This window comes from Streptomyces sp. JJ36 (assembly GCF_021696945.1).
Classification (GTDB): domain Bacteria; phylum Actinomycetota; class Actinomycetes; order Streptomycetales; family Streptomycetaceae; genus Streptomyces.
In genome coordinates this window covers 12812-31909 of sequence record NZ_JACYHE010000072.1, presented here as the reverse complement: position 1 = coordinate 31909, position 19098 = coordinate 12812, and the positions used below count along the sequence as shown (strand labels likewise).

Below are 19098 nucleotides of genomic sequence, written 5' to 3'. Positions count from 1 at the left end.
GGGGCCCCTGACCGGGCCGCCCCACGGCGATCGCGTGCCCGGGCCGGGTTCCGGCCCTGGGCCGCCGCCCGCCCCGGAGGCGAGCCCGGGACCGGCCGGACGGCGGTCGGCCCGTCAACCGCGGGGCCGCTGCACGCCCTCGGCGAGCTCCCCGGCGAGCGCCCGTACGCCCGCCAGCCCGGCCTCCAGGTCGTCCTCCGCGGCCAGGAGCCGCTTGACGAAGGCGGACCCGACGATGACGCCGTCCGCGAAGGCGGCCACCTCGGCGGCCTGCGCGGCGTTCGACACCCCGAGGCCGACGCAGACCGGCAGCTCGGTGGTGGCGCGGGTGCGCCGCACCAGTTCCCGGGCCTCCTGCCCGACGCTCTCCCGGGTGCCGGTGACGCCCATCAGCGAGGCCGCGTAGACGAAGCCGCTCCCCACCGTGGTGATCCGCGCCAGCCGCTCGTCCCGGCTGGAGGGGGCGACGACGAACACGGTGGCCAGCCCGTGCTGCTCCGCCGCCTTCCGCCAGGTCTCGGACTCCTCGACCGGCAGGTCCGGCAGGATGCAGCCGGCGCCGCCGGCGGCGGCCAGCTCGGCGGCGAACCGCTCGGCGCCGTAGCGGTCCACCGGGTTCCAGTAGGTCATGCAGAGCACCGGGGCGCCGGTCGCCGCGTGCGCCTCCCCGACCGTACGGATGACGTCGGCGATACGGACGCCGCCGCGCAGCGCGATGTCGTCGGCGGTCTGGATGACCGGGCCGTCCAGCACCGGGTCACTGTGCGGCAGACCGACCTCGACGATGTCGCAGCCGCCCTCCAGCAGGGCGGTGCAGGCGCGGATGCCGCCCTCGACGGAGGGGAAGCCGGCGGGCAGGTAACCGACCAGGGCGGCCCGGTTCTCCTGCCGGGCCCGGCGCAGGGTGGCGCTCAGCAGTTCGATGTTCCCGCTCACCTGTCCGCTCCCTCGGTGTCGCCGTGCGCGTCCCCGCGCGTACCGGTGGTCCCGTCCGTGCCGAGCTGCCCTTCCGGGCCGTCCGCGCCCGCGTCCGGGTCGGTGTCGTAGAGCCCGAAGTAGCGGGCCGCGGTCTCCATGTCCTTGTCGCCGCGCCCGGAGAGGTTCACCAGGAGCATTCCGTCCGGGCCGAGTTCGCGGCCCAGGTCGAGGGCGCCGGCCAGGGCGTGGGCGCTCTCGATGGCGGGGATGATGCCCTCCGTCTCGGAGAGCAGCCGCAGTGCCCGCATCGCCTCGTCGTCGGTGACGGGCCGGTACTCGCCGCGCCCGCTGTCCTTGAGGTAGGAGTGCTCGGGGCCGATGCCCGGGTAGTCGAGCCCGGCCGAGATCGAGTAGGGCTCGGTGATCTGGCCCTCCTCGTCCTGCAGGACGTAGCTGCGGGAGCCGTGCAGGATGCCCGGCTCCCCCGCGGTGAGGGTGGCGGCGTGCTCGCCGGAGGTCACCCCGTGCCCGGCGGCCTCGCAGCCGACCAGGCGCACGCCGGCGTCGGGGAGGAAGGCGTGGAACAGGCCGATGGCGTTGGACCCGCCGCCGACACAGGCGACCGCCGCGTCCGGGAGCCGGCCCGCGCGCTCCAGGACCTGCCGGCGGGCCTCGACGCCGATGACCCGGTGGAAGTCGCGGACCAGTGCGGGGAAGGGGTGCGGCCCAGCGACGGTGCCGAAGAGGTAGTGGGTGCGGTCGACGTTGGCGACCCAGTCCCGGAACGCCTCGTTGATGGCGTCCTTCAGGGTGCGGCTGCCCGAGGAGACGGGCACCACCTCGGCGCCCAGCATGCGCATCCGGGCGACGTTCAGGGCCTGGCGGCGGGTGTCGATCTCGCCCATGTAGACGGTGCACTCCAGGCCGAAGAGCGCACAGGCGGTGGCGGTGGCGACGCCGTGCTGGCCCGCCCCGGTCTCCGCGATCACCCGGGTCTTGCCCATGCGCCGGGTGAGCAGGGCCTGTCCCAGGACGTTGTTGATCTTGTGGGAGCCGGTGTGGTTCAGATCCTCGCGCTTGAGGAAGACGCGGGCGCCGCCCGCCTGCGCCGCGAACCGCGGGACCTCGGTGAGCGGGCTCGGGCGGCCGGTGTAGTGGACCAGGAGGTTCTCGAGCTCGGCGGCGAAGGCGGGGTCCGCCTTGGCCTTCTCGTACTCGGCGGCGACCTCGTCGACGGCGGCGACCAGCGCCTCGGGGATGAACTTGCCCCCGAAGGTCCCGAAGTAGCCCTCGGGGGTGGGGACCCGGCCCTCCGGGTCGGGGATGAAGAAGTCGGACATCCGACATACTCCTTGAAAGGGTGCTTATGGGGTCACGGTACGTGCCGGTGTCCCCCTGCGTCGCCGCTCCCGCCGCGGCCCGGCGCGCGGGCCGCGGCCGCCGTCCGGGCCGGTGCGGCGACCGCCGCACCGGTGTGGTGCCCGGTCCGCCGGGAACGCCGGGGTCTCACGGAGCCGGAGGCCCGGCACGCGGACACCGGCCGGGCCCCGGGGCGGAGCCCCGAGCCGGCCTGCGGGCCGGCCACACCGCCGGGCCGGGACACGCCACGCCACCGGCCGGACGGGCGGCAACCGGCGCCGCCACGGCGGAAGCCGCAGACCGGGGCACGACGCCCCGTGCGCAGCCGGTACCCGGGTGCGGGGGCGAAGCCCCGGCGGGGTCAGGCGGAGGGGTGCAGGGGGTGAGGGCCGCCGGGCCATCGGCGGCCGTTGATCTGCCCGGGCTCGCAGCCGATGTGGTAGCGCACCCGGCGTCCCCGTACCCGTCGCGCGGGCGCCCGGCAGCCGCGGGGACGGCAGCCGCGCCGCAGGCGCGCGTACGGGTCGTGCGCCCCGGGAGCGGAGGCGGGGACGCGCAGGGGCACCGGGCTCAGCCCCGTCCGTGCCGCAGGGCGGGGTGCGCCCCCGCCGCCACCAGGTCGGCCACGGCGGTCCGCGGCTCCTTGCCGGTGACCAGCGACTCGCCGACCAGGACCGCGTCCGCGCCCTCGTTGGCGTAGGCGATCAGGTCGTGCGGGCCGCGCACTCCGGACTCGGCGACCTTGACGACGTGCCCCGGGAGTTCCGGCGCGATGCGCGCGAAGTTGCCGCGGTCGACCTCCAGGGTCCTCAGGTCGCGCGCGTTGACCCCGACGAGGCGTGCTCCCGCGGCCACCGCACGCTCGGCCTCCTCCTCGTCGTGCACCTCCACCAGCGGCGTCAGGCCGATGGACTCGGCACGCTCGACGAGGGAGACCAGCGCCTCCTGCTCCAGCGCGGCCACGATCAGCAGCACCACGTCCGCGCCGTAGGCTCTGGCCTCCCAGAGCTGGTAGGAGGTGACGACGAAGTCCTTGCGCAGCACCGGGATGTCGACCTTGGCGCGTACGGCCTCCAGGTCGGCCAGCGAGCCGCCGAAGCGGCGCTGCTCGGTGAGGACGGAGATCACGGAGGCGCCGCCGGCCTCGTAGTCGGCGGCGAGGCCGGCCGGGTCGGCGATGGCGGCCAGCGCGCCCTTGGACGGGCTGGAGCGCTTGACCTCGCAGATCACCCGGACGCCTTCGCCCTGGAGCGCGGCGACGCCGTCCTTGGCCGGCGGGGCGCCCGCGGCACGCTGCTTGAGCTCGTCGAGGCTGACGCGCGCCTGCCGCTCGGCGAGGTCTTCGCGGACGCCTTCGATGATCTCATCGAGCACACTCACGCGAGCGGCCCCCTTCGTGGCTGACGGAGATGGTGTGGTCGGGCACTGCGATGGTATCCGGCGGCGGACCGGGGACCCGCATCCGGTCGCACGTAGTTCCACATTCCGGACAGATCACCGGAGCAGCCCACACCTCAGGGGGCCCGGAGTCAGGGGGCGAGGGCCGAGCCGAACGGCAGGTTCCGGACAACCGTGAAGGCGAGGACCAGGGCGCACACCGCCCAGCCGTGGACGGCGCGCGGGGCGGGCGGCTCCGGGGCACGGCCGCGGAGGGCGGCGGCGCACCACACCAGCCAGCCGAGGACGAGCGCCGCGCCCCCGACGACGACCGCGGCGTTCGCGCCGAGCGCCGCGAGGGGGTCCCCGTGCGCGAGGGCGTGCAGCGCGCGCAGGCCGCCGCAGCCGGGGCAGAACAGCCCGGTGAGCCGGAGCAGCGGGCAGCCGGGATGGTGTCCGGGCTGGTGCGGGCCGGCCGCGCGGACCCAGAGGAGGAGCGCGGCCACCAGCGGCAGTACGGCGAGCGGCACGCCCAGACGTACGGCGCGGGAGCCGCGGGTCGCCGGGGGGCCTGGCCGGAGCTGGGCGGTCACCCCGTCAGGGTGCCGCCCGCACCCCCGGCCGGCCACCGGGGTACGCCCGTCCGGGCCCCGCGGCGGTGTGGCAGCCGCACGCCCGCCGGACCGGGGCCGGCGGGCGTGCACGAGCGGGGCGCGCGCCGGGGCCCGGCGCGCCGCGGCGGGTCAGGAGGACGGCTCGGCCTCCTCGCGCGGCTGCCCCATGCCGGCCGCGCGCATCGCCATGCCGACCACCCCGCCCAGGGCCACGATCACCAGACCGGCCACCACGCCCCACGGCTGGGCCATCACCGTGAAGGCGGAGCCCACACAGAAGCCGATGAAGGCGATGATGACACCCGTCCATGCGGCCGGGCTGTTTCCGTGGTGGTAGTGCCGCGCCATTGACTGCTCCTCGTGGTTGGACGTGACCGGGCGTACGGGGCCGCCCTCGGCAGCCATTGTCCCCGAGGGCACGTCCCCGCTCGTCACGGGGTGCCGCGGGTGGGATCCTCGCCCCGGTCCAGGGCCTTCCACAGGTCCTCGGGCCGGTCGGGGTCGACGGGTGCGGGGGCGCCGCGCTCCCGCCGGCCGCCGCGCTCGTACCGTCCGCTGCCCGCCATGGAGGGCCAGGCGCGCCCGTGGCGCAGCGCCAGCAGCCCGGCCAGCAGCAGCAGCGCGCCGCCGGCCGCGGAGAGGAAGGGCCAGGGGGTGACGTCGACCGCGCCGATGCTGCCCTCGGCGAGGGAACTGGCCTGCGCGGCCTTGTCCCGGAGCGCCGAGGTGTCCCGGGCCCCGGCGAGCGCCGCGGCGAGGGTGCCGGCGCCGCAGAGCGCCAGCAGCCCGGCGACGACGAGCCGGGTGGCGCGGCGCACGGCGAAGACCGCGACCAGCGCGGCGAGACCGACCAGTGCCAGCGCGCTGGGCAGCCCGGTGACGTCGCCGCCCTCGGCGGACACGGGCACCCTGCCCTGCGCGAACGGCGCCGTGCTCTCGCTCCACACCTGACCGGCGGCGATCAGTGCGAGCGCCGCACCCAGCGCGCCGGAGAGCAGGGCGAGCGCGAGGGCGCGCCGGGCGGCGCGGGAGGTGCGGGGGGCCGGCGTGGAAGTCACCGCTCCACGCTACCGCCGAGCCGCTCGGCGGTGTGGACCGCCCTCAGCACGGCGGCGGCCTTGTTCCGGCACTCGGTGTCCTCGGCGGCCGGGTCGGAGTCGGCGACGATCCCGGCCCCGGCCTGCACGTAGGCGGTGCCGTCCCGGAGCACCGCGGTGCGGATGGCGATGGCGGTGTCGGCGTCCCCGGCGAAGTCGAGGTAGCCGACGCAACCGCCGTAGACGCCGCGGCGGGTGGGCTCCAGCTCCTCGATGATCTGGAGCGCGCGGGGCTTGGGCGCGCCGGAGAGGGTGCCGGCCGGGAAACAGGCGGTGAGCGCGTCGAAGGCGGTCCGGTCCGGGGCGATCCGCCCGGTGACGGTGGAGACGATGTGCATGACGTGGCTGTAGCGCTCCACGGACATGAAGTCGACGACCTCGACGCTGCCGGGCTCGCACACCCGTCCCAGGTCGTTGCGGCCGAGGTCGACGAGCATCAGGTGTTCGGCGCGTTCCTTGGGGTCGGCCAGCAGTTCCTCGGCGAGCGCGGCGTCCTCCTGGGGGGTGCCGCCGCGGGGCCGGGTCCCGGCGATGGGGTGGAGCATCGCGCTGCCGTCCTCGACCTTCACCAGGGCCTCGGGGCTGGAGCCCACCACGTCGAAGCCGCCGGAGCCGTCGCCGTCCGGGCCGTCGAAGCGGAAGAGGTACATGTACGGGCTGGGGTTGGTGGCCCGCAGCGCCCGGTAGACGTCCAGCGCCCGGGCCGCGCAGGGCGCCTCGAAGCGCTGGGAGGGGACGACCTGGAAGGCCTCGCCGGCACGGATGCGCTCCTTGATGTCCTCGACGGCCGCCTGGTAGGCCGCGCCGCCGGTGCGGGCGACGTGCTCCGGCAGTTCGGAGGGCGGCAGCGGGGCGGCCCCGGCGGGCGCGGGCCGGGCGAGGTCGGCGGCCATGCCGTCCAGCCGCCGGACCGCGTCCTGGTGGGCCTCGTCGACGCCGGTCTCCAGGTCGTTGTGGTTGATGGCGTTGGCGATCAGCAGCACGGTGCCGTCGCGGTGGTCGAGCACCGCGAGGTCGGAGGCGAGCAGCATGGTGAGCTCGGGCAGGTGCAGGTCGTCGCGGGTGCTGTCGCCGATGTTCTCCAGGCGGCGGACGACGTCGTAGCCGAGGTAGCCGACCATGCCGCCGGTGAAGGGCGGCAGGTCGCTGTTCTCGTGCAGGTCGCGTGGGGTGTGCAGGGCCTCGACGGTCTCCCGGAGCGCCCGCAGCGGATCGCCGCCGGTCGGCACCCCGACGGGCGGGGTGCCGAGCCAGTGCGCCCGGCCGTCCCGGACGGTGAGGGCGGCGGCGCTGCGCACGCCGACGAAGGAGTAGCGGGACCAGGTGCGGCCGTTCTCGGCGGACTCCAGCAGGAAGGTGCCGGGGCGCTCGGCGGCGAGCTTGCGGTAGAGCCCGATGGGGGTGTCGCCGTCGGCCAGCAGGCGCCGGGTGACCGGGATGACCCGGCGGTCCTTGGCCAGCGTACGGAAGGTGTCGAGGTCCGGAGTCGTCATCAGGGGTGGCCTTGAGTCCTTACCTGGCGGTCGGGGTGCGGTGGCGGTGCCGTCACCGGTGCCGGTGCCGTCACCGGGCTCCGCCGAGCGGGAGCGGGGTGGCGTCGAAGCAGGTGCGGTCGCCGGTGTGGCAGGCGGCGCCGACCTGGTCGACCTTGACGAGGACGGTATCGCCGTCGCAGTCCAGGGACACCGATTTCACGTGCTGCACGTGGCCGGAGGTGTCGCCCTTGGTCCAGTACGCGCGGCGGCTGCGGGACCAGTAGGTGCAGCGGCCGGTGGTGAGGGTGCGGTGCAGCGCCTCGTCGTCCATCCAGCCGAGCATCAGCACTTCGCCGGTGTCGTACTGCTGGGCGACGGCGGGGACCAGGCCGTCGGCGTTCCGCCTGAGCAGAGCGGCGACGGCGGGGTCGAGGGAGGAGGTGCTGGACATGCTGCCATTCTGCCGCGTCCCGGCGCTCCGGGCGCCGGGCGACCGCAGTACGGACGCGGCCGGCCGTCGCGAAGGGGATCTTCGGGGCGTACGCCGCAACGGGCCCGCCGGGGCGCACGCTTGCCCGCCCCCACGGCTGCCGGGGCGCCGGGGCATGCGGCATTCTGGTGCGCCATGAGCTTCCCTCCTCCCCAGGGTCCCCAGGGTCCGTACGGCTCCGGCGCGCCCGCCGGCGGCTTCGGGCCGCCCCAGGGCTTCGGGCAGCCCGGGCCGCCGGGGCACGGCCGGGGGTTCGGGCCGCCGGGCGGGCCCGGCGGGGTTCCGGGCGGCGGGGTCCCCGGCGGTGGCGGGCCGGGCGGATACGGGCAGCCGCCGTACGGCGGGCCGCCGCACGGGCCGGGCGGCGGCAGCAACGGCGCCAAGGTGGCCGCGCTGGTGGTGGGCGTGGTGCTGCTGGCCGCGGTGGCCGTCGGCGGGGTGGTGCTGCTGCGCGGCGGAGGCGACGCCGACGAGGGGGCGCGGGCCCGGCCGGGCAGCAGCCCAGGGACCGGTGAGGAGCGGGAGAGCGGCGCGCCGCGGGACGAGGACACGGCGGACGGGCCGGGCGCGGCTCCGGAGGACAGCGGCGCTCCGGAGGACGGCGGCGCTCCGGACGACGGCGCGGGCCGTGAGGACGGCACCGGGCCGGGCGAGCTGGTGCCGTTCGTGGTGCTGGCCCCGGGCGAGTGCTTCGACCACCCGGCGCTCAGCAGCTCGGTGTCCGCCGTGGAGAAGCGGCCCTGCGACGGGCCGCACAACGGCGAGGTCATCGCCAACGACACGCTGACCGGGACCTTCGCGAGCGAACGGGAGCTCCGCGCGAAGGTGCTGGAGCTGTGCCGCGCGGATGCGGCGCAGCGGCTCGGCACCATCCCGCAGAACGGCCGCAGGTACTACTTCTACGCCATCTACCCGTCGCTGGACACCTACCGGATACGCGGCGAGGACACCGTCTCCTGCTCCCTGACCCTCAGCAACGCGCTGGACGGCCCGAAGCTCACCGCACCGCTGCCCGGATGATCCACGGAACGGCCCGTGCGCGGGCGTACGCTGGCGGCATGTCGACCCATGCCAAGCGCGAACGTCTGCTCCTCGCCGACCTGCTGGAGAGCGCCGGGCCGGAGGCCCCGACGCTCTGCGACGACTGGAAGACCCGGGATCTGGCCGCGCACCTGGTGGTGCGCGAGCGCCGCGGCGACGCGGCGGCCGGGATCGTGCTGCGGCCGCTGGCCTCCCGTCTGGAGCGGGTGCAGGCCGAGTTCACCGAGAAGCCGTACGACGAGCTGCTGCGGCTGCTGCGCTCCGGGCCGCCGCGGATGTCGCCGTTCGCGCTGAAGCAGGTGGACGAGGCGGCGAACACCATCGAGTTCTACGTGCACGGCGAGGACGTGCGGCGCGCCCAGCCGGAGTGGACCGCCCGCGAGCTGGACCCGGTCTTCTCCGACGCGCTGTGGCGCCGGCTGGAGACGGTGGCGCGGATGTGCGGCCGCCGGTCCCCGGCGGGCCTGGTGCTGCGGCGGCCGGACGGGCAGACGGCGGTCGCCCGGCGCGGCACCCCGGTGGTCACGGTGACGGGTGAGCCGGGCGAGCTGGTGCTCTTCGCGTACGGCCGGCAGGCCGTCGCCCGCGTGGAGCTGGAGGGCGACGAGGACGCCGTCGCCAAGGTGAAGCAGGCGGATCTGGGACTCGGGGGCAGCACCGCGTGACTCCCCGCGTCACTCCGGGAGCGACAGCCGGGCCGCCGGTGCTGGTGGTCCAGAACGGGCCGGACGGCGGACCGGGCCGGTTCGGCGCACGCCTGGCCGAGGAGGGTCTGTCGCCGGAGGTGTGGCACGCGTACGACGCACCGCACGGACCGCCGCCCGGCCGGGCCCACCGGGCGCTGGTGGTGCTGGGCGGCGGCCATCTGCCGGACGGGGACGAGGGCGCGCCCTGGCTGCCGCGAACCCGGGAACTGGTGCGGGACGCGCTGGACCGGCAGGCGCCGGTGTTCGGCATCTGCCTCGGCGGCCAGCTCCTGGCGCATGTCGCGGGCGGCACCGTGCGGGGCGAGCACGGGCCGCCGGAGGTGGGCAGCACCGGGCTGACCCTCCGGGCGGAGGCGGCGGAGGACCCGCTCTTCCACGGCCTGCCGGAGCGGGTCACCGCGATCGAGAACCATGTGGACGCCATCACCGCGCTGCCGCCCGGCGCGGTCTGGCTCGCCGAGAGCGCCGGCTGCCCGCACCAGGCCTTCCGGCTCGGCGGGTCGGCCTGGGGTGTGCAGTTCCACCCGGAGGCGACCGAGGCTCAGGTGGCGCGCTGGCCCGCGGAGCGTCTGCGCCGGCTGGGCTTCGACCCGGCGGAGGTGCGGGACCGCACCCGGCGGGAGGCGCCCGTCGCGGCCCCGGTGTGGGACACGGTGGCGCGCCGCTTCGCGGCGGTGGTGCACGCGGCCTGACGGCCGCGGAGGCACCCGTGGGCCCCGGTGGCCCCGCTGCCGTCCCGCGGCGGCGGCCGGGGGCGGTCGCCGGCTGCCCGCCGCGGAGACCGGCGTGCCGCCCGGCCGGCACGCCGCTCCTGCGGCAGGGAGCCGGCCCGGATCCCGTGGGGGCGTACCGGGCGTCCCGCCGCGTGCCCGGTACGCACGGCCGGCTCCTCGCCTGCGGGCGCCCGGAGCGGCCGGCCCGCCGGTGGCCGGCGCGCGGGCATCCGGGGCGCGCCCGCGACGCCGGTGGCCGGGAACCCTCGTGTGGGCGGCCCGGGTGCGGCGGGCCGGTTCCGCGTGCCGGGTGCGCAGAGCGGCCGCCCGCGGGATCAGTCGAGCAGCCGGGAGACCACGGTGGCGTCCGGACTGCCGGCGAGGAGCGCCGCGCGCAGCTCCTCGCCCGCGGTGGCGAGGGCGTCGTCGTCCAGCGGCCCGAGCGCGTCGAGCACGAAGAAGGCGCGAGTGGTGTCGTGGGTGAGCCGGGTGCGGACGCACTGCCGCCAGTTCCAGCGGCGGCAGGTGACGCCGGCGTCGTCCCGCCACACCACCTCGCCGGGGCGCGGGTGCTCCACCGCGGGCTCGCCGCCGGAGGTGACCTCGAAGGGCTCGGTGCCGTCGGCGCGTACCAGCCGTGCGGGCCCGGTGTACCGGTCCAGGTCCTCGCCGCCGAGCGGGACGGCGTGGGCGACGGAGACGGCGTTGTAGAGGTCGGTCAGCCGGTCGATGCGCGGCAGCCCCTCGTCCAGGCGGCGCAGCAGGGCCTCGGCGCTGGGGCGGGTGCGCTGCGGTTTCGCCCCGAAGGCGCGGAACGCCTCCCGCCAGGCGGCGAGATGGGGGTGGTCCGCCACCGGGGTGCCGGCGAACCGCGTGCGGGCGGCGGCCTCCGCGGCCGCGAGCGCCCGTTCGCTGTGCTCGTCGCTCGGGCCCGGGCGGAGCCCGTCCGCGGCGAGCAGCAGCGCGCGGTAGTCCGGGCGCAGCTCGCGTACGGCCGGGTCGATCGCGGCCTCGTCCAGCCAGAGGTCCAGCCCGAGCGTGAGGTCAGAGGGCATGTCGCTCTCCACGGTGTCGTCCACTGAGATGGACTCCACAGTACATGTCAATGGACAGTGCCCGTGCCGGCCGGAGCACCGCTAGGAGCGGAACCCGCCCCCCGGGGTCCGGCCCGGACCGGGCCCGTACGCCGGGGCCGCGGGGGGCTCCCCCTGTGGCGGTACGTACGGCGGTCCGGAGGGCGGCGGGGGCACGGGCGACGGGTGCGGCGGCGCCGCCGGCGCCTGCGGCGCCGGTCCGGGCCGGGGCTCCCGGCTCCGTGGCCGGGAGCCCAGCACGGCGAGGGCGAAGCCCGCCGGGATGGTGACGAGCCCCGGCGTCTGGAGCGGGAACCACTGGAAGTCGTGGCCCGGGAAGAGGGCCACCGGCGAGCCGGAGACCGCCGGGGAGTACACCATCAGCACGGTGACCAGCGGCAGCGTGCCGGTCACCGTCCACACCAGCCCGCGGGTGGTGAACCCCCGCCAGAAGACCGTGAGCAGTACCACCGGGAACAGGGTGGAGGCGGCCACCGCGAAGGAGAAGGAGAAGAGCACCGACGGGTTCCGCTCCTGGGTGAGCACCGCGAGCGCCACCGCCACCACGCCGACCAGCACCACCGCACCACGGGCCTGCACCACCTCGCGGGCCGTGGACCGGCGCCCGGCGCGGGTGAGCACGGGCAGCAGGTCGTGCGCGAGGGAGGAGGCGGCGGCGAGCGTGATCCCGGCGACCGCGGCCAGCGCCGTGGCGAACACCGCACAGGCCACGAAGGCGAAGAGCACGCTGTGTTCGGTGCCCCCGGCGGCCGGGTCGAGGACGGCGGTGACCATCAGCAGGGCGTCGGTGCCCTCCGGGGAGCCCGCACGCAGCGCCGTACCCCCGACGAGCGCGGAGGCGCCGAGACCGATGACGACCACGCCCGCGCAGACCACGGCGACGGCCCCCACCGCCCAGCGCATCGAGGCGCGCAGCGCCCGCGCGCTGCGGACGGCGTACAGCCGCATCGTCACGTGCGGCATGCAGGCCGCCCCCAGCACCAGCGTGACCTGGAAGCCGAGGAGGTCCAGCCAGCCCGCGGCGGAGTGACCGAACTGCCCGCCCGGGCGGAAGTAGGAGGAGCCGCCGCCGCTGCCGTCCCCCGCCGCGTCGAGGAGGCGGGCCGGGTTCCAGCCGAAGCGGTTCAGCACGAGCCCGGCCAGCAGCAGGACTGCGGCCGCGACGACGGCGGTCTTGAGGATCTGGATGAAGCCGGTGCCGCGCATCCCGCCGATCGCGGAGTAGAGCACGATCAGCACGCCGGTCAGCACGGTGCAGCCGGTGAGCGACCCGCTGGGCAGGTCCAGCATCACGGCCATGATCCGCCCGGCGGCGGAGAGCTGCACCATGAGCAGCGGCAGCAGCACCAGCACCGCGGTGACTCCCAGCGCGATCCGTACGGGACGCTCCCGCAGGCGCAGCGCCAGGGTGTCGGCGAGGGTGTACCGCCCGGTGCCGCGGAGGCGGCCTGCGTACCCGGCCATCAGCAGCACCAGCGACCCGACGGTGGCGCAGGCGAAGAGCACGCCGTCGGCGCCGACGAGGGCGACGGTCCCGGTGGTGCTGAGCACCGTCGCGACCGACAGGTAGTCCCCCGCCACGGCCAGGCCGTTCTGGGCCGGGCCGAGCGAGCGGTTGCCCGCGTAGAACTCCTCCGCCTCGTCCTGGTCGGCGGCCGCGAGGCCGCAGAGCAGCAGCGACACGGTCACGAACGCGGCGAAGACGACCAGTGCGAGAGTGCGTCCGTCCAGTGCCGTCGAGGTCATGACGGTACGTGACCACGGCCTCCGTCCCCCGTACAGCACCCGGCCCCAGCTCGGTGCGGACGCACAGTGACCGCACGGGGGCGCTGTGCCGCGGCACAGCGCCCCTACGGCCGCCGGCCCGGTCCCACGCGGCGGGACCGGGCCGGTGGGCGGGCTCAGCGGTGCAGCAGCCGTGCCGCCTGCAGGGCGAGAGAGAGTTCGACGAGGTCCGCGGGGCGGGCCAGGGAGCGACCGGTGAGCTGCTCGCACCGGCGCAGCCGGTTGAGCACCGTGTTCCGGTGGCAGTAGAGCCGCGAGGCGGCGCGCGGTGCGGAACCGTCGCACTCCAGCCAGACGGTGAGGGTCTCCAGCAGCATGTCCCGGTCGCCCGGTTCGAGCCGCCGGAGCGGCCCCAGCACCCGTTCGGCGAGGGCGCCGCCGAGGCCCGGCGAGGAGAGCACCAGGGCGGCCGGCAGCCGGTCCTCCAGCCGCACCGTGCCGCCCTCGCGGGGGCAGCAGTGCAGGGCGGTGTCGGCGAGTCTGCGCGCGTCCCCCAGCGCGGCGAGCCCCTGAACGGGGCTGCTGACGCCGACCCGGACGCCGGGCGGCGGGGCGAGGGCGGCGGCCAGTCCGGCGGTCCCCTCCTCGCCGAGGAGCACGATGCCGTGGCAGGCCGCGGACTCGCCGCCCGGGTCGCCGGCTCCGGACCGGTCCGGGCCGGGCACGGCGGCGACCGGGACGCCCGGCCCGGCGGGCGGGGCGGCGGCTCCGCCGGGCCCGGCCGGCCCGGCGGCCCCGGTGGGTCCCGGATGCCACAGCACCCGGTGGCCGGGCGGTGCGGGCAGCGGGCCGGGCCCGGCGTTCCGGGAGCCGGCGCGGGGGCCTCCGGCGACGGCCAGCACCGCGTAGCTGCCGCTCTCCGGCAGCACCAGGGCGGCGGCCACCTCCGGCAGGTCGGCGACGCGGGCGGTGCCGTCCAGCAGCGCGGCGGTCATCAGCCGCACCTGGTTCTCGCGCCGCCAGGCGAGGGTGCGCTCGACGTGGTGGTGGGCGTCGGCGACCATCCGGCACTGCTCGTCGACGAAGTTCCACACGTCGGCGGCGATGTGCACCAGCAGCCGTACGTCCTCCGCGCTGCGCCGTGCGGTGTGTTCCAGCAGGTCGTCCCAGACCAGCGCGCCGCCGATGCGGAAGGCGTGCAGCAGCGTGTCCAGCGGCAGGCCGCGCTCCGCGCCCGACGCGCCGATCTCCCAGGAGCAGCGGCGGGCGGCGGCCCGTGACTCCCGGGGGTGGAAGAAGGAACTGACGTTGTTCCGCAGGGAGTCGTGCACCTCCTGCCAGAGGCGGTCGTGATCCGCCTCCAGGGCCGCGCGGTAGGCCGGCTCGCGGTCCCGCAGCTCGGCGAGGATCCGGTCGGTGAGTTCCGGGAGGTGGCCCATCAGCTCCCGTGCGGCCCGGTGGAGCACGGCGACGGCGTCCGCACCGGCCCGGGAACGGGTGGGCGGGCCGGGGTCCGGCAGGACGTGCGTTCCGCGGACGGGGACGCGTACCTCCGACTGCATCTGACGGTCCTCCCCTGCTCGGAAAGGTGTGTACGGCGCAGGCAGCATCGCATACCACCCGGTCGGTCAACAGCGGTCTGCCGAAATTGCGCGTACCGCGCGCACCCGGCCAGGGCGGACTCCGCGCCCCCCCGGCCACCGGAGCCGTCCCCCGGATGCCGCACCGCGGGGCCCCTCCGGTGGCGGGGGCGGAGGAGCGGCGCCTATACCTGAGAGAGACGCCCGATGCCCGCCGCGGCGGGCGGGCCGTACCCCTTCCGGCCCGTCCGCCCGGCGGCGGGCGGCGTCCGTGTGCGGAGGGCAGGTGAGTGCCGTGGCCCGGGCGGTCTGGAGCGGAGTGCTGACCTTCGGCCTGGTCACCGTGCCGGTGCAGCTCTTCACGGCGACCGAGGACCACACCACCCACTTCCGCCAGTTCCAGCGCGGCACCGGCGACCGGGTGCGCAACCGCCGGGTCAACGGGCGGACCGGCGAGGAGGTCGACTACGGGGAGATCGTCAAGGGGTACGACCTCGGCGGCGGCGACTACGTGGTCGTCGAGCCGGACGAGCTGGAGGAGATCGCCCCGGGCCGGTCGCGCACCATCGACGTCTCCGCCTTCGTCGACCTGGAACAGGTCGAGCCGGTCTACTTCGCCCGCACCTACTACCTGGCGCCGAAGGGCGAGGAGTACGCGAAGGTCTACGAGCTGCTGCGCCAGGCGCTGGCCGAGGAGCACAAGACCGGCATCGCGACCTTCGTGCTGCGTTCGAAGGAGTACCTGGTCGCGGTGCGTGCCCAGGAACAGGTGCTGGTGCTGCACACCCTGCACTGGGCGGACGAGGTGCGCGATCCGCAGCAGGAGCTGCCGGTGCTGCCCGGGCGTACGACAGCCGGGCAGCGGGAGCTCCGTACGGCCCGGCAGCTCGTCGAGGCGCTCAGCACCGACTGGCGGCCGGAGGAGTACCACGACACCTTCGAGGAGCGCGTCCACGAGCTGATCGCGGCGAAGCGGAAGGGCGAGGAGGTCGTCGCGGCGGAGGGCCCGCCCGAGGCCACCAACGTGGTGGACCTGATGGACGCCCTCCAGCGCAGCATCGACACCGCCGGCAGCCGCCCCCGGGGGCGCGGGCGCCGCGGCCGGAGGGAGTCCGGGGGCGCGGCTGCCGGGGAGCAGGAAGTGGCCGGGCTGAGCAAGAAGGAGCTGTCCCGGCTCGCCTCCGAGCTGCAGGTACCGGGGCGGTCGAAGATGAGCCGGGAGGAGCTGGCGCGGGCCGTCGCGCAGGCCCGGGCGGGCCGTGCCGCGTCCTGACCGCGGCCGCGCCGCCGCACGGCGGGCGCGCCCCGGGGAGCGGGAGCCGGGAGGTGCAGCAGCGGTGGACCTGGAGGCGGTGGCGGAGGAGCTGTACGGGCTGCGGCCCGACGAGTTCACCACGGCCCGGGACGACCGGGCGCGCCGTGCCCGGGCCGCCGGGGACGCGGCGCTGGCGAAGGAGATCGCGGGACTGCGGCGGCCCACGCTCGCGGCCTGGGCGGCCAACCTGCTGGCGCGCCGGGAGCCGGAGCAGGCCGCACGGCTGGAACAGCTCGGGCAGGAACTCGCCCGTGCGCACCGGGAGCTGGACGGCTCCCGGCTGCGGCAGCTCTCCCAGGCCCAGCACCGGCTCACCGGGGAACTGGCCCGGCAGGCCGGGGAGACGGCGGCCGCGGCGGGGCGGCCGCTGAGCGAGGCCGCCCGCCGGGAGGTCGAACAGACCCTGCAGGCGGTGCTGACCGACCCCGAGGCGGCCGGGACCTGGCGGGCGGGACGGCTGACGAAGGCCCTGTCCGCCCCCGCCGGCTTTCCGCCGGCAGCCGTCGGGACACCCGCGTCCGGGCGGACCCGCCCGTCACCGGAGACGGCCTCCCGGCCCGCTCCGGCACGGCGGCAGGCCCGGCAGGAGACCGGGCGGCGGAAGCGCCCGGCCCCCACCGGCCGGTCCGGTCCCGGCCGGGCCCGCGCGACGGCGGAGGCGGACGCACGGGCGGAGGCCGAGGAGCAGGCGGAAGCGGAGGCGCGGGCGCAGGCGGCGGACGAGGCAGCCGCAGAGGCCCGTACCCGGGAGACCGAACAGGCCGCCGCCGAGCAGCGGGTGCGGCAGGCCACGGACCGCCGCACCCGCGCCCGGGAGCGGACGGAGGAACTCCGCGCCCGGCTGCGCGAGGCCGAGGCTGATCACCGCGCCGCCGAGACCGGACTGCGGCGTGCACGGGACCGGGCCCGGACGGCAGAACGGGCCGCCCGCGCCGCCCGCCAGCGCGCGGACCAGGCCCGGCGCCGCGTCCGCCGGTGACCCGCCGGCCGCGGCCCCGCGGTCCGGGCGGCAGCCGGGATCGCGGGGCCCCGGACGGCGCGCGCCCGGGGCGGTCGCTACGCCCCGGGCCCCTCGGCGGCGAGGCGGGCCCGCGCCTCCATGAGCGCGAAACCGAGCAGGTTCCGGCCGGGCCACCGGGCGGGATCGGCGGCCCGCTCGTCGGAGGCGGCCAGCCCGATGCCCCAGATGCGGTCCCGTGGACTGGCCTCGACAAGGACCCGGTTGCCCGTGCCGAGCAGGAAGGCGCGCAGGGCGGGTTCCTGGCCGAACTTGGCGACGTTGCCCGTGACCACCAGGTCGAAGCGGGAGGCGGCCCAGCGCTCCTCGTCGAAGGCGCGGACCAGCCGCCCGTGCTTCTTGGCCTCGGCGGGGGTGCGCGCCGCGAGGATCGCCGCGAGCGCAGCGTCGTCGCCGAAGAGGCGTGCCTTGCCCGCCATCATCCAGTGCTCGGCGCTGGCGTACTGCACACCGTCCACGGTGAACGGGGACGGCCACCACTGACTGAGCACCCCCGGCCCGGTGGATCCGTCCCGCTGCGGCCGGTGTCCCCAGAACATCAGCCACTTGGGGCACGCTCCGCCGGTCATGAGCGCAGCGAGGTCCTCACGGGTACGGGCCTGGACGGGGCTCTTCGGGCCGGTGGTCGTCATGAGGTGATCCTCGCAGCTCCCACCGACAGCGACGCATGTCCGCCCGCAGCCACCGGGGCGGACGCCGGGCGGCCCGGCAGGGACACCGCGCGGCGCACCGCGCGTCACCACTCCACCGGCGGGATCGGCGGCCCGCTCGTCGGAGGCGGCCAGCCCGGTGCCCCAGCCGCCGGCCGCCCGGGGCGCACGCGCCGCCCGCGGGCCGGGCCGGCGCTTCCCGGTTCAGGGGCCGGGAGGCGGGCCGTCGGTCCGGCAGTCCACCAGACGGGCGAGCTCCACGCGGGAGCGGACGCCCAGCGTGGCGAAGACGTTCCGCAGGTGGTGCTCGACCGTGCGCGGGCTCACCGAGAGCCGCAGCGCCACCTCGCGGTTGGTGCAGCCCTCGGCCACACAGCGCGCGATGCGGAGCTGCTGCGGGGTGAGGGCGGCCAGTTCGGCCCGGCCCGCGGAGCCGCCGCCCGTGGCCCCCGGGGTGGCCTCGCCGGTGGCCCGCAGCTCCGCCACGGCCTGCTCGGCCCAGACGCGCGCGCCGCAGCGTTCGAACCCGGTGCGGGCCTCCCGCAGCCGGTCCCGGGCCGCCAGCAGCCGGCGCCCGCGCCGCAGCGCCTTGCCGTGCAGCAGCAGGGTACGGGCGCGTTCGAACTCCCCGCCCGCACGGTCGTGGTGGTCCAGGGCGCGGGCGTAGAGCCGGTCGGCCTGCGCGGCCGGGGCCAGCAGTGCCCGGCAGCGCGCGAGCTGCCCCGGCGCCTGGGGGTCCGCCGTCCACCCGGCCCACACGGTGAACTCGGCGAGGGCCTCCCCCACCCCGGCGGTCGTCTCCGCGAGCACCGCCGCCTCCACGAAACACGGCACGGCCAGCATCCGGGCCGCGTAGTGGCCGGCGCGCGGGGAGCGGCGCACCAGCGGGCCCAGGCGCGCGACCGCCTCCGCCGGCCGCCCCGCGGCCAGATCGGCGCGGGCGAGGGCCCAGAGCGCCAGGGTGTGCGCCACACCCAGTCCGTGCGGCACGGCGGTACGGGTCGCGGCGTGGGCGTGCGCCGCGCACTCCTCAGCGGTGCCCTCCACGGAGGCGGCCATCGCCCGCACGGCGTGCAACTGGGCGGCCGTGTTGGCCTGCCGGGCCCGGCAGGCGGCGGCCAGTCCCTCGGCCGCGTGGGCGCGGGCCCGGGCGTGCTGCCCGGCGCGCAGTTCGGTGTAGGCCAGGTACTCCAGCGCCTGCGGTACGACGGTGTGCCGCCCGCCCGCGCGAGCCAGCGCCAGCGCCCGGGCCGCGGTGTCACGGGCCGTGCCGACCTCGCCGAGCACCAGGGCGGCGAGGCAGCCGCGGAGCAGCAGCCCGGGGTCGGTGCTCCGGGCCGTACGGGCCACCGCCTGCCGCAGCCGGGCCGTACCGCGCAGCAGGGAGCCGCCCATGACGGCCGCCATGCCGGCCCGGTAGTCCTCCAGCGGGCCGGCGCCATGGGCCGGGGCGGCGGCCAGCGTGGCGCGGTGGGCGGCCACGTCCCCGGCCGACCAGGCGGCCTCGGCGGCGGCCAGCAGCGCGTCGAGGGCGAGCACCGGGTCGTGCCCGGCCAGCAACGCGGCGGCGAGACGCAGCAGTTCGCGGGCGTCCGCGAGGGGGCCGTTGCGCAGTTCCAGCAGGCCGTGGGCGAGCGCGGCCCGCCCGCGGAGCGCGTCGCCCGCGGCAGGCCCGGGCACACCGCGCAGCAGCGCGCCGGCGCGTGCCGGGTCGGCGGCGAGCCGGTCGAGAAGCGCCTCGACGGCCGCGACGGCCGCGCCGGCCTCCGGTGCGGCGGCGGCCCGCGCCGGGGACCGGGCGGGGTTCCGGAGGGGACTCGTGGGGGTCGTCGGTCCGGTCACGAGGGCAGGTTACTCAGAAGTCAGTTCTGGCGGGACCCCCGCGACGTCCCCGGTGGGCGCGCTCCCAGCGCACGGCCCCGGTG

19 protein-coding genes are annotated in these 19098 nt (G+C 77.1%); 5 read left to right on the top strand and 14 right to left on the bottom strand.

Annotated elements, in window-relative coordinates; genetic code table 11:
- Positions 1-114: 114 nt before the first annotated feature.
- The 9 genes from trpA to hisI form a co-directional block, all read right to left on the bottom strand.
- Positions 115-936 carry a tryptophan synthase subunit alpha gene (gene trpA / locus HOY81_RS22130; protein ID WP_237322251.1) on the bottom strand — a complete coding sequence of 274 codons (822 nt, stop codon included), beginning with the start codon at positions 934-936 and terminating at the stop codon, positions 115-117.
- Positions 933-2258 (bottom strand): tryptophan synthase subunit beta, encoded by a 1326-nt coding sequence (gene trpB / locus HOY81_RS22125; protein WP_237322250.1) that lies wholly within the window; start codon positions 2256-2258, stop codon positions 933-935. Before trpB ends, trpA begins: the two co-directional genes overlap by 4 nt.
- Before the next feature lie 380 nt (positions 2259-2638).
- Positions 2639-2851 (bottom strand): tryptophan biosynthesis modulator TrpM, encoded by a 213-nt coding sequence (gene trpM / locus HOY81_RS22120; RefSeq protein WP_237322257.1) that lies wholly within the window; start codon positions 2849-2851, stop codon positions 2639-2641.
- Positions 2848-3657, bottom strand: a complete 810-nt coding sequence (gene trpC, locus HOY81_RS22115) for an indole-3-glycerol phosphate synthase TrpC (RefSeq protein ID WP_237322249.1) — start codon at positions 3655-3657, stop codon at positions 2848-2850. The genes trpM and trpC overlap by 4 nt, the downstream gene beginning before the upstream one ends.
- A gap of 149 nt (positions 3658-3806) precedes the next feature.
- The gene (locus HOY81_RS22110) at positions 3807-4247 is read right to left on the bottom strand and encodes a DUF2752 domain-containing protein (RefSeq protein WP_237322248.1); all 441 of its coding nucleotides are present in this window, start codon (positions 4245-4247) and stop codon (positions 3807-3809) included.
- A 150-nt stretch (positions 4248-4397) separates the two neighbouring features.
- Complete coding sequence (locus HOY81_RS22105; RefSeq protein ID WP_237322255.1) at positions 4398-4616, bottom strand: HGxxPAAW family protein; 219 nt, start codon at positions 4614-4616, stop codon at positions 4398-4400.
- Positions 4617-4699: 83 nt separating this feature from the next.
- Positions 4700-5326, bottom strand: coding sequence for a TIGR02234 family membrane protein (locus tag HOY81_RS22100; RefSeq protein WP_237322247.1), 627 nt, complete (start codon positions 5324-5326; stop codon positions 4700-4702).
- Positions 5323-6858 carry an anthranilate synthase component I gene (locus HOY81_RS22095; protein ID WP_237322246.1) on the bottom strand — a complete coding sequence of 512 codons (1536 nt, stop codon included), beginning with the start codon at positions 6856-6858 and terminating at the stop codon, positions 5323-5325. The genes HOY81_RS22100 and HOY81_RS22095 overlap by 4 nt, the downstream gene beginning before the upstream one ends.
- 70 nt (positions 6859-6928) lie before the next feature.
- A complete protein-coding gene (gene hisI, locus HOY81_RS22090) occupies positions 6929-7291 on the bottom strand; it encodes a phosphoribosyl-AMP cyclohydrolase (protein WP_237322245.1) in 363 nt (120 codons plus the stop codon).
- 174 nt (positions 7292-7465) lie between these two features.
- Here hisI and HOY81_RS22085 point away from each other — a divergent pair, with 174 nt between their 5' ends.
- From HOY81_RS22085 to HOY81_RS22075, 3 genes are read left to right on the top strand one after another with little or no spacing between them, the layout of a single operon-like run.
- On the top strand, positions 7466-8350 hold the full coding sequence (locus HOY81_RS22085) for a hypothetical protein (RefSeq protein WP_237322244.1): 885 nt from the start codon (positions 7466-7468) through the stop codon (positions 8348-8350).
- A gap of 38 nt (positions 8351-8388) precedes the next feature.
- Positions 8389-9036, top strand: a complete 648-nt coding sequence (locus tag HOY81_RS22080; RefSeq protein ID WP_237322243.1) for a TIGR03085 family metal-binding protein — start codon at positions 8389-8391, stop codon at positions 9034-9036.
- Positions 9033-9770 carry a type 1 glutamine amidotransferase gene (locus HOY81_RS22075; RefSeq protein WP_237322242.1) on the top strand — a complete coding sequence of 246 codons (738 nt, stop codon included), beginning with the start codon at positions 9033-9035 and terminating at the stop codon, positions 9768-9770. Before HOY81_RS22080 ends, HOY81_RS22075 begins: the two co-directional genes overlap by 4 nt.
- A gap of 356 nt (positions 9771-10126) precedes the next feature.
- Here the strand turns inward: HOY81_RS22075 and HOY81_RS22070 are convergent, their stop codons facing one another.
- From HOY81_RS22070 to HOY81_RS22060, 3 genes are all read right to left on the bottom strand, one after another.
- Positions 10127-10846: a B3/4 domain-containing protein gene (locus HOY81_RS22070; RefSeq protein ID WP_237322241.1), complete on the bottom strand. Its 720-nt coding sequence runs from the start codon at positions 10844-10846 to the stop codon at positions 10127-10129.
- A gap of 81 nt (positions 10847-10927) precedes the next feature.
- Entirely contained in the window at positions 10928-12631 is a 1704-nt protein-coding gene (locus HOY81_RS22065; RefSeq protein WP_237322240.1) for a cation acetate symporter, read from the bottom strand.
- 155 nt (positions 12632-12786) lie between these two features.
- On the bottom strand, positions 12787-14172 hold the full coding sequence (locus tag HOY81_RS22060) for a CdaR family transcriptional regulator (RefSeq protein WP_237322239.1): 1386 nt from the start codon (positions 14170-14172) through the stop codon (positions 12787-12789).
- Between the two features lie 313 nt (positions 14173-14485).
- Between HOY81_RS22060 and HOY81_RS22055 the strand changes: the two genes are divergently transcribed.
- Both HOY81_RS22055 and HOY81_RS22050 read left to right on the top strand, forming a co-directional pair.
- Entirely contained in the window at positions 14486-15463 is a 978-nt protein-coding gene (locus HOY81_RS22055) for a Ku protein (RefSeq protein ID WP_237322254.1), read from the top strand.
- Between the two features lie 64 nt (positions 15464-15527).
- Complete coding sequence (locus HOY81_RS22050; RefSeq protein ID WP_237322238.1) at positions 15528-16484, top strand: hypothetical protein; 957 nt, start codon at positions 15528-15530, stop codon at positions 16482-16484.
- 77 nt (positions 16485-16561) lie between these two features.
- Here HOY81_RS22050 and HOY81_RS22045 read toward each other — a convergent pair whose 3' ends face one another.
- Positions 16562-17092, bottom strand: a complete 531-nt coding sequence (locus HOY81_RS22045; RefSeq protein ID WP_237322253.1) for an NADAR family protein — start codon at positions 17090-17092, stop codon at positions 16562-16564.
- A 285-nt stretch (positions 17093-17377) separates the two neighbouring features.
- Positions 17378-19015, bottom strand: a complete 1638-nt coding sequence (locus tag HOY81_RS22040) for a LuxR C-terminal-related transcriptional regulator (protein WP_308341163.1) — start codon at positions 19013-19015, stop codon at positions 17378-17380.
- Between the last annotated feature and the right edge of the window lie 83 nt (positions 19016-19098).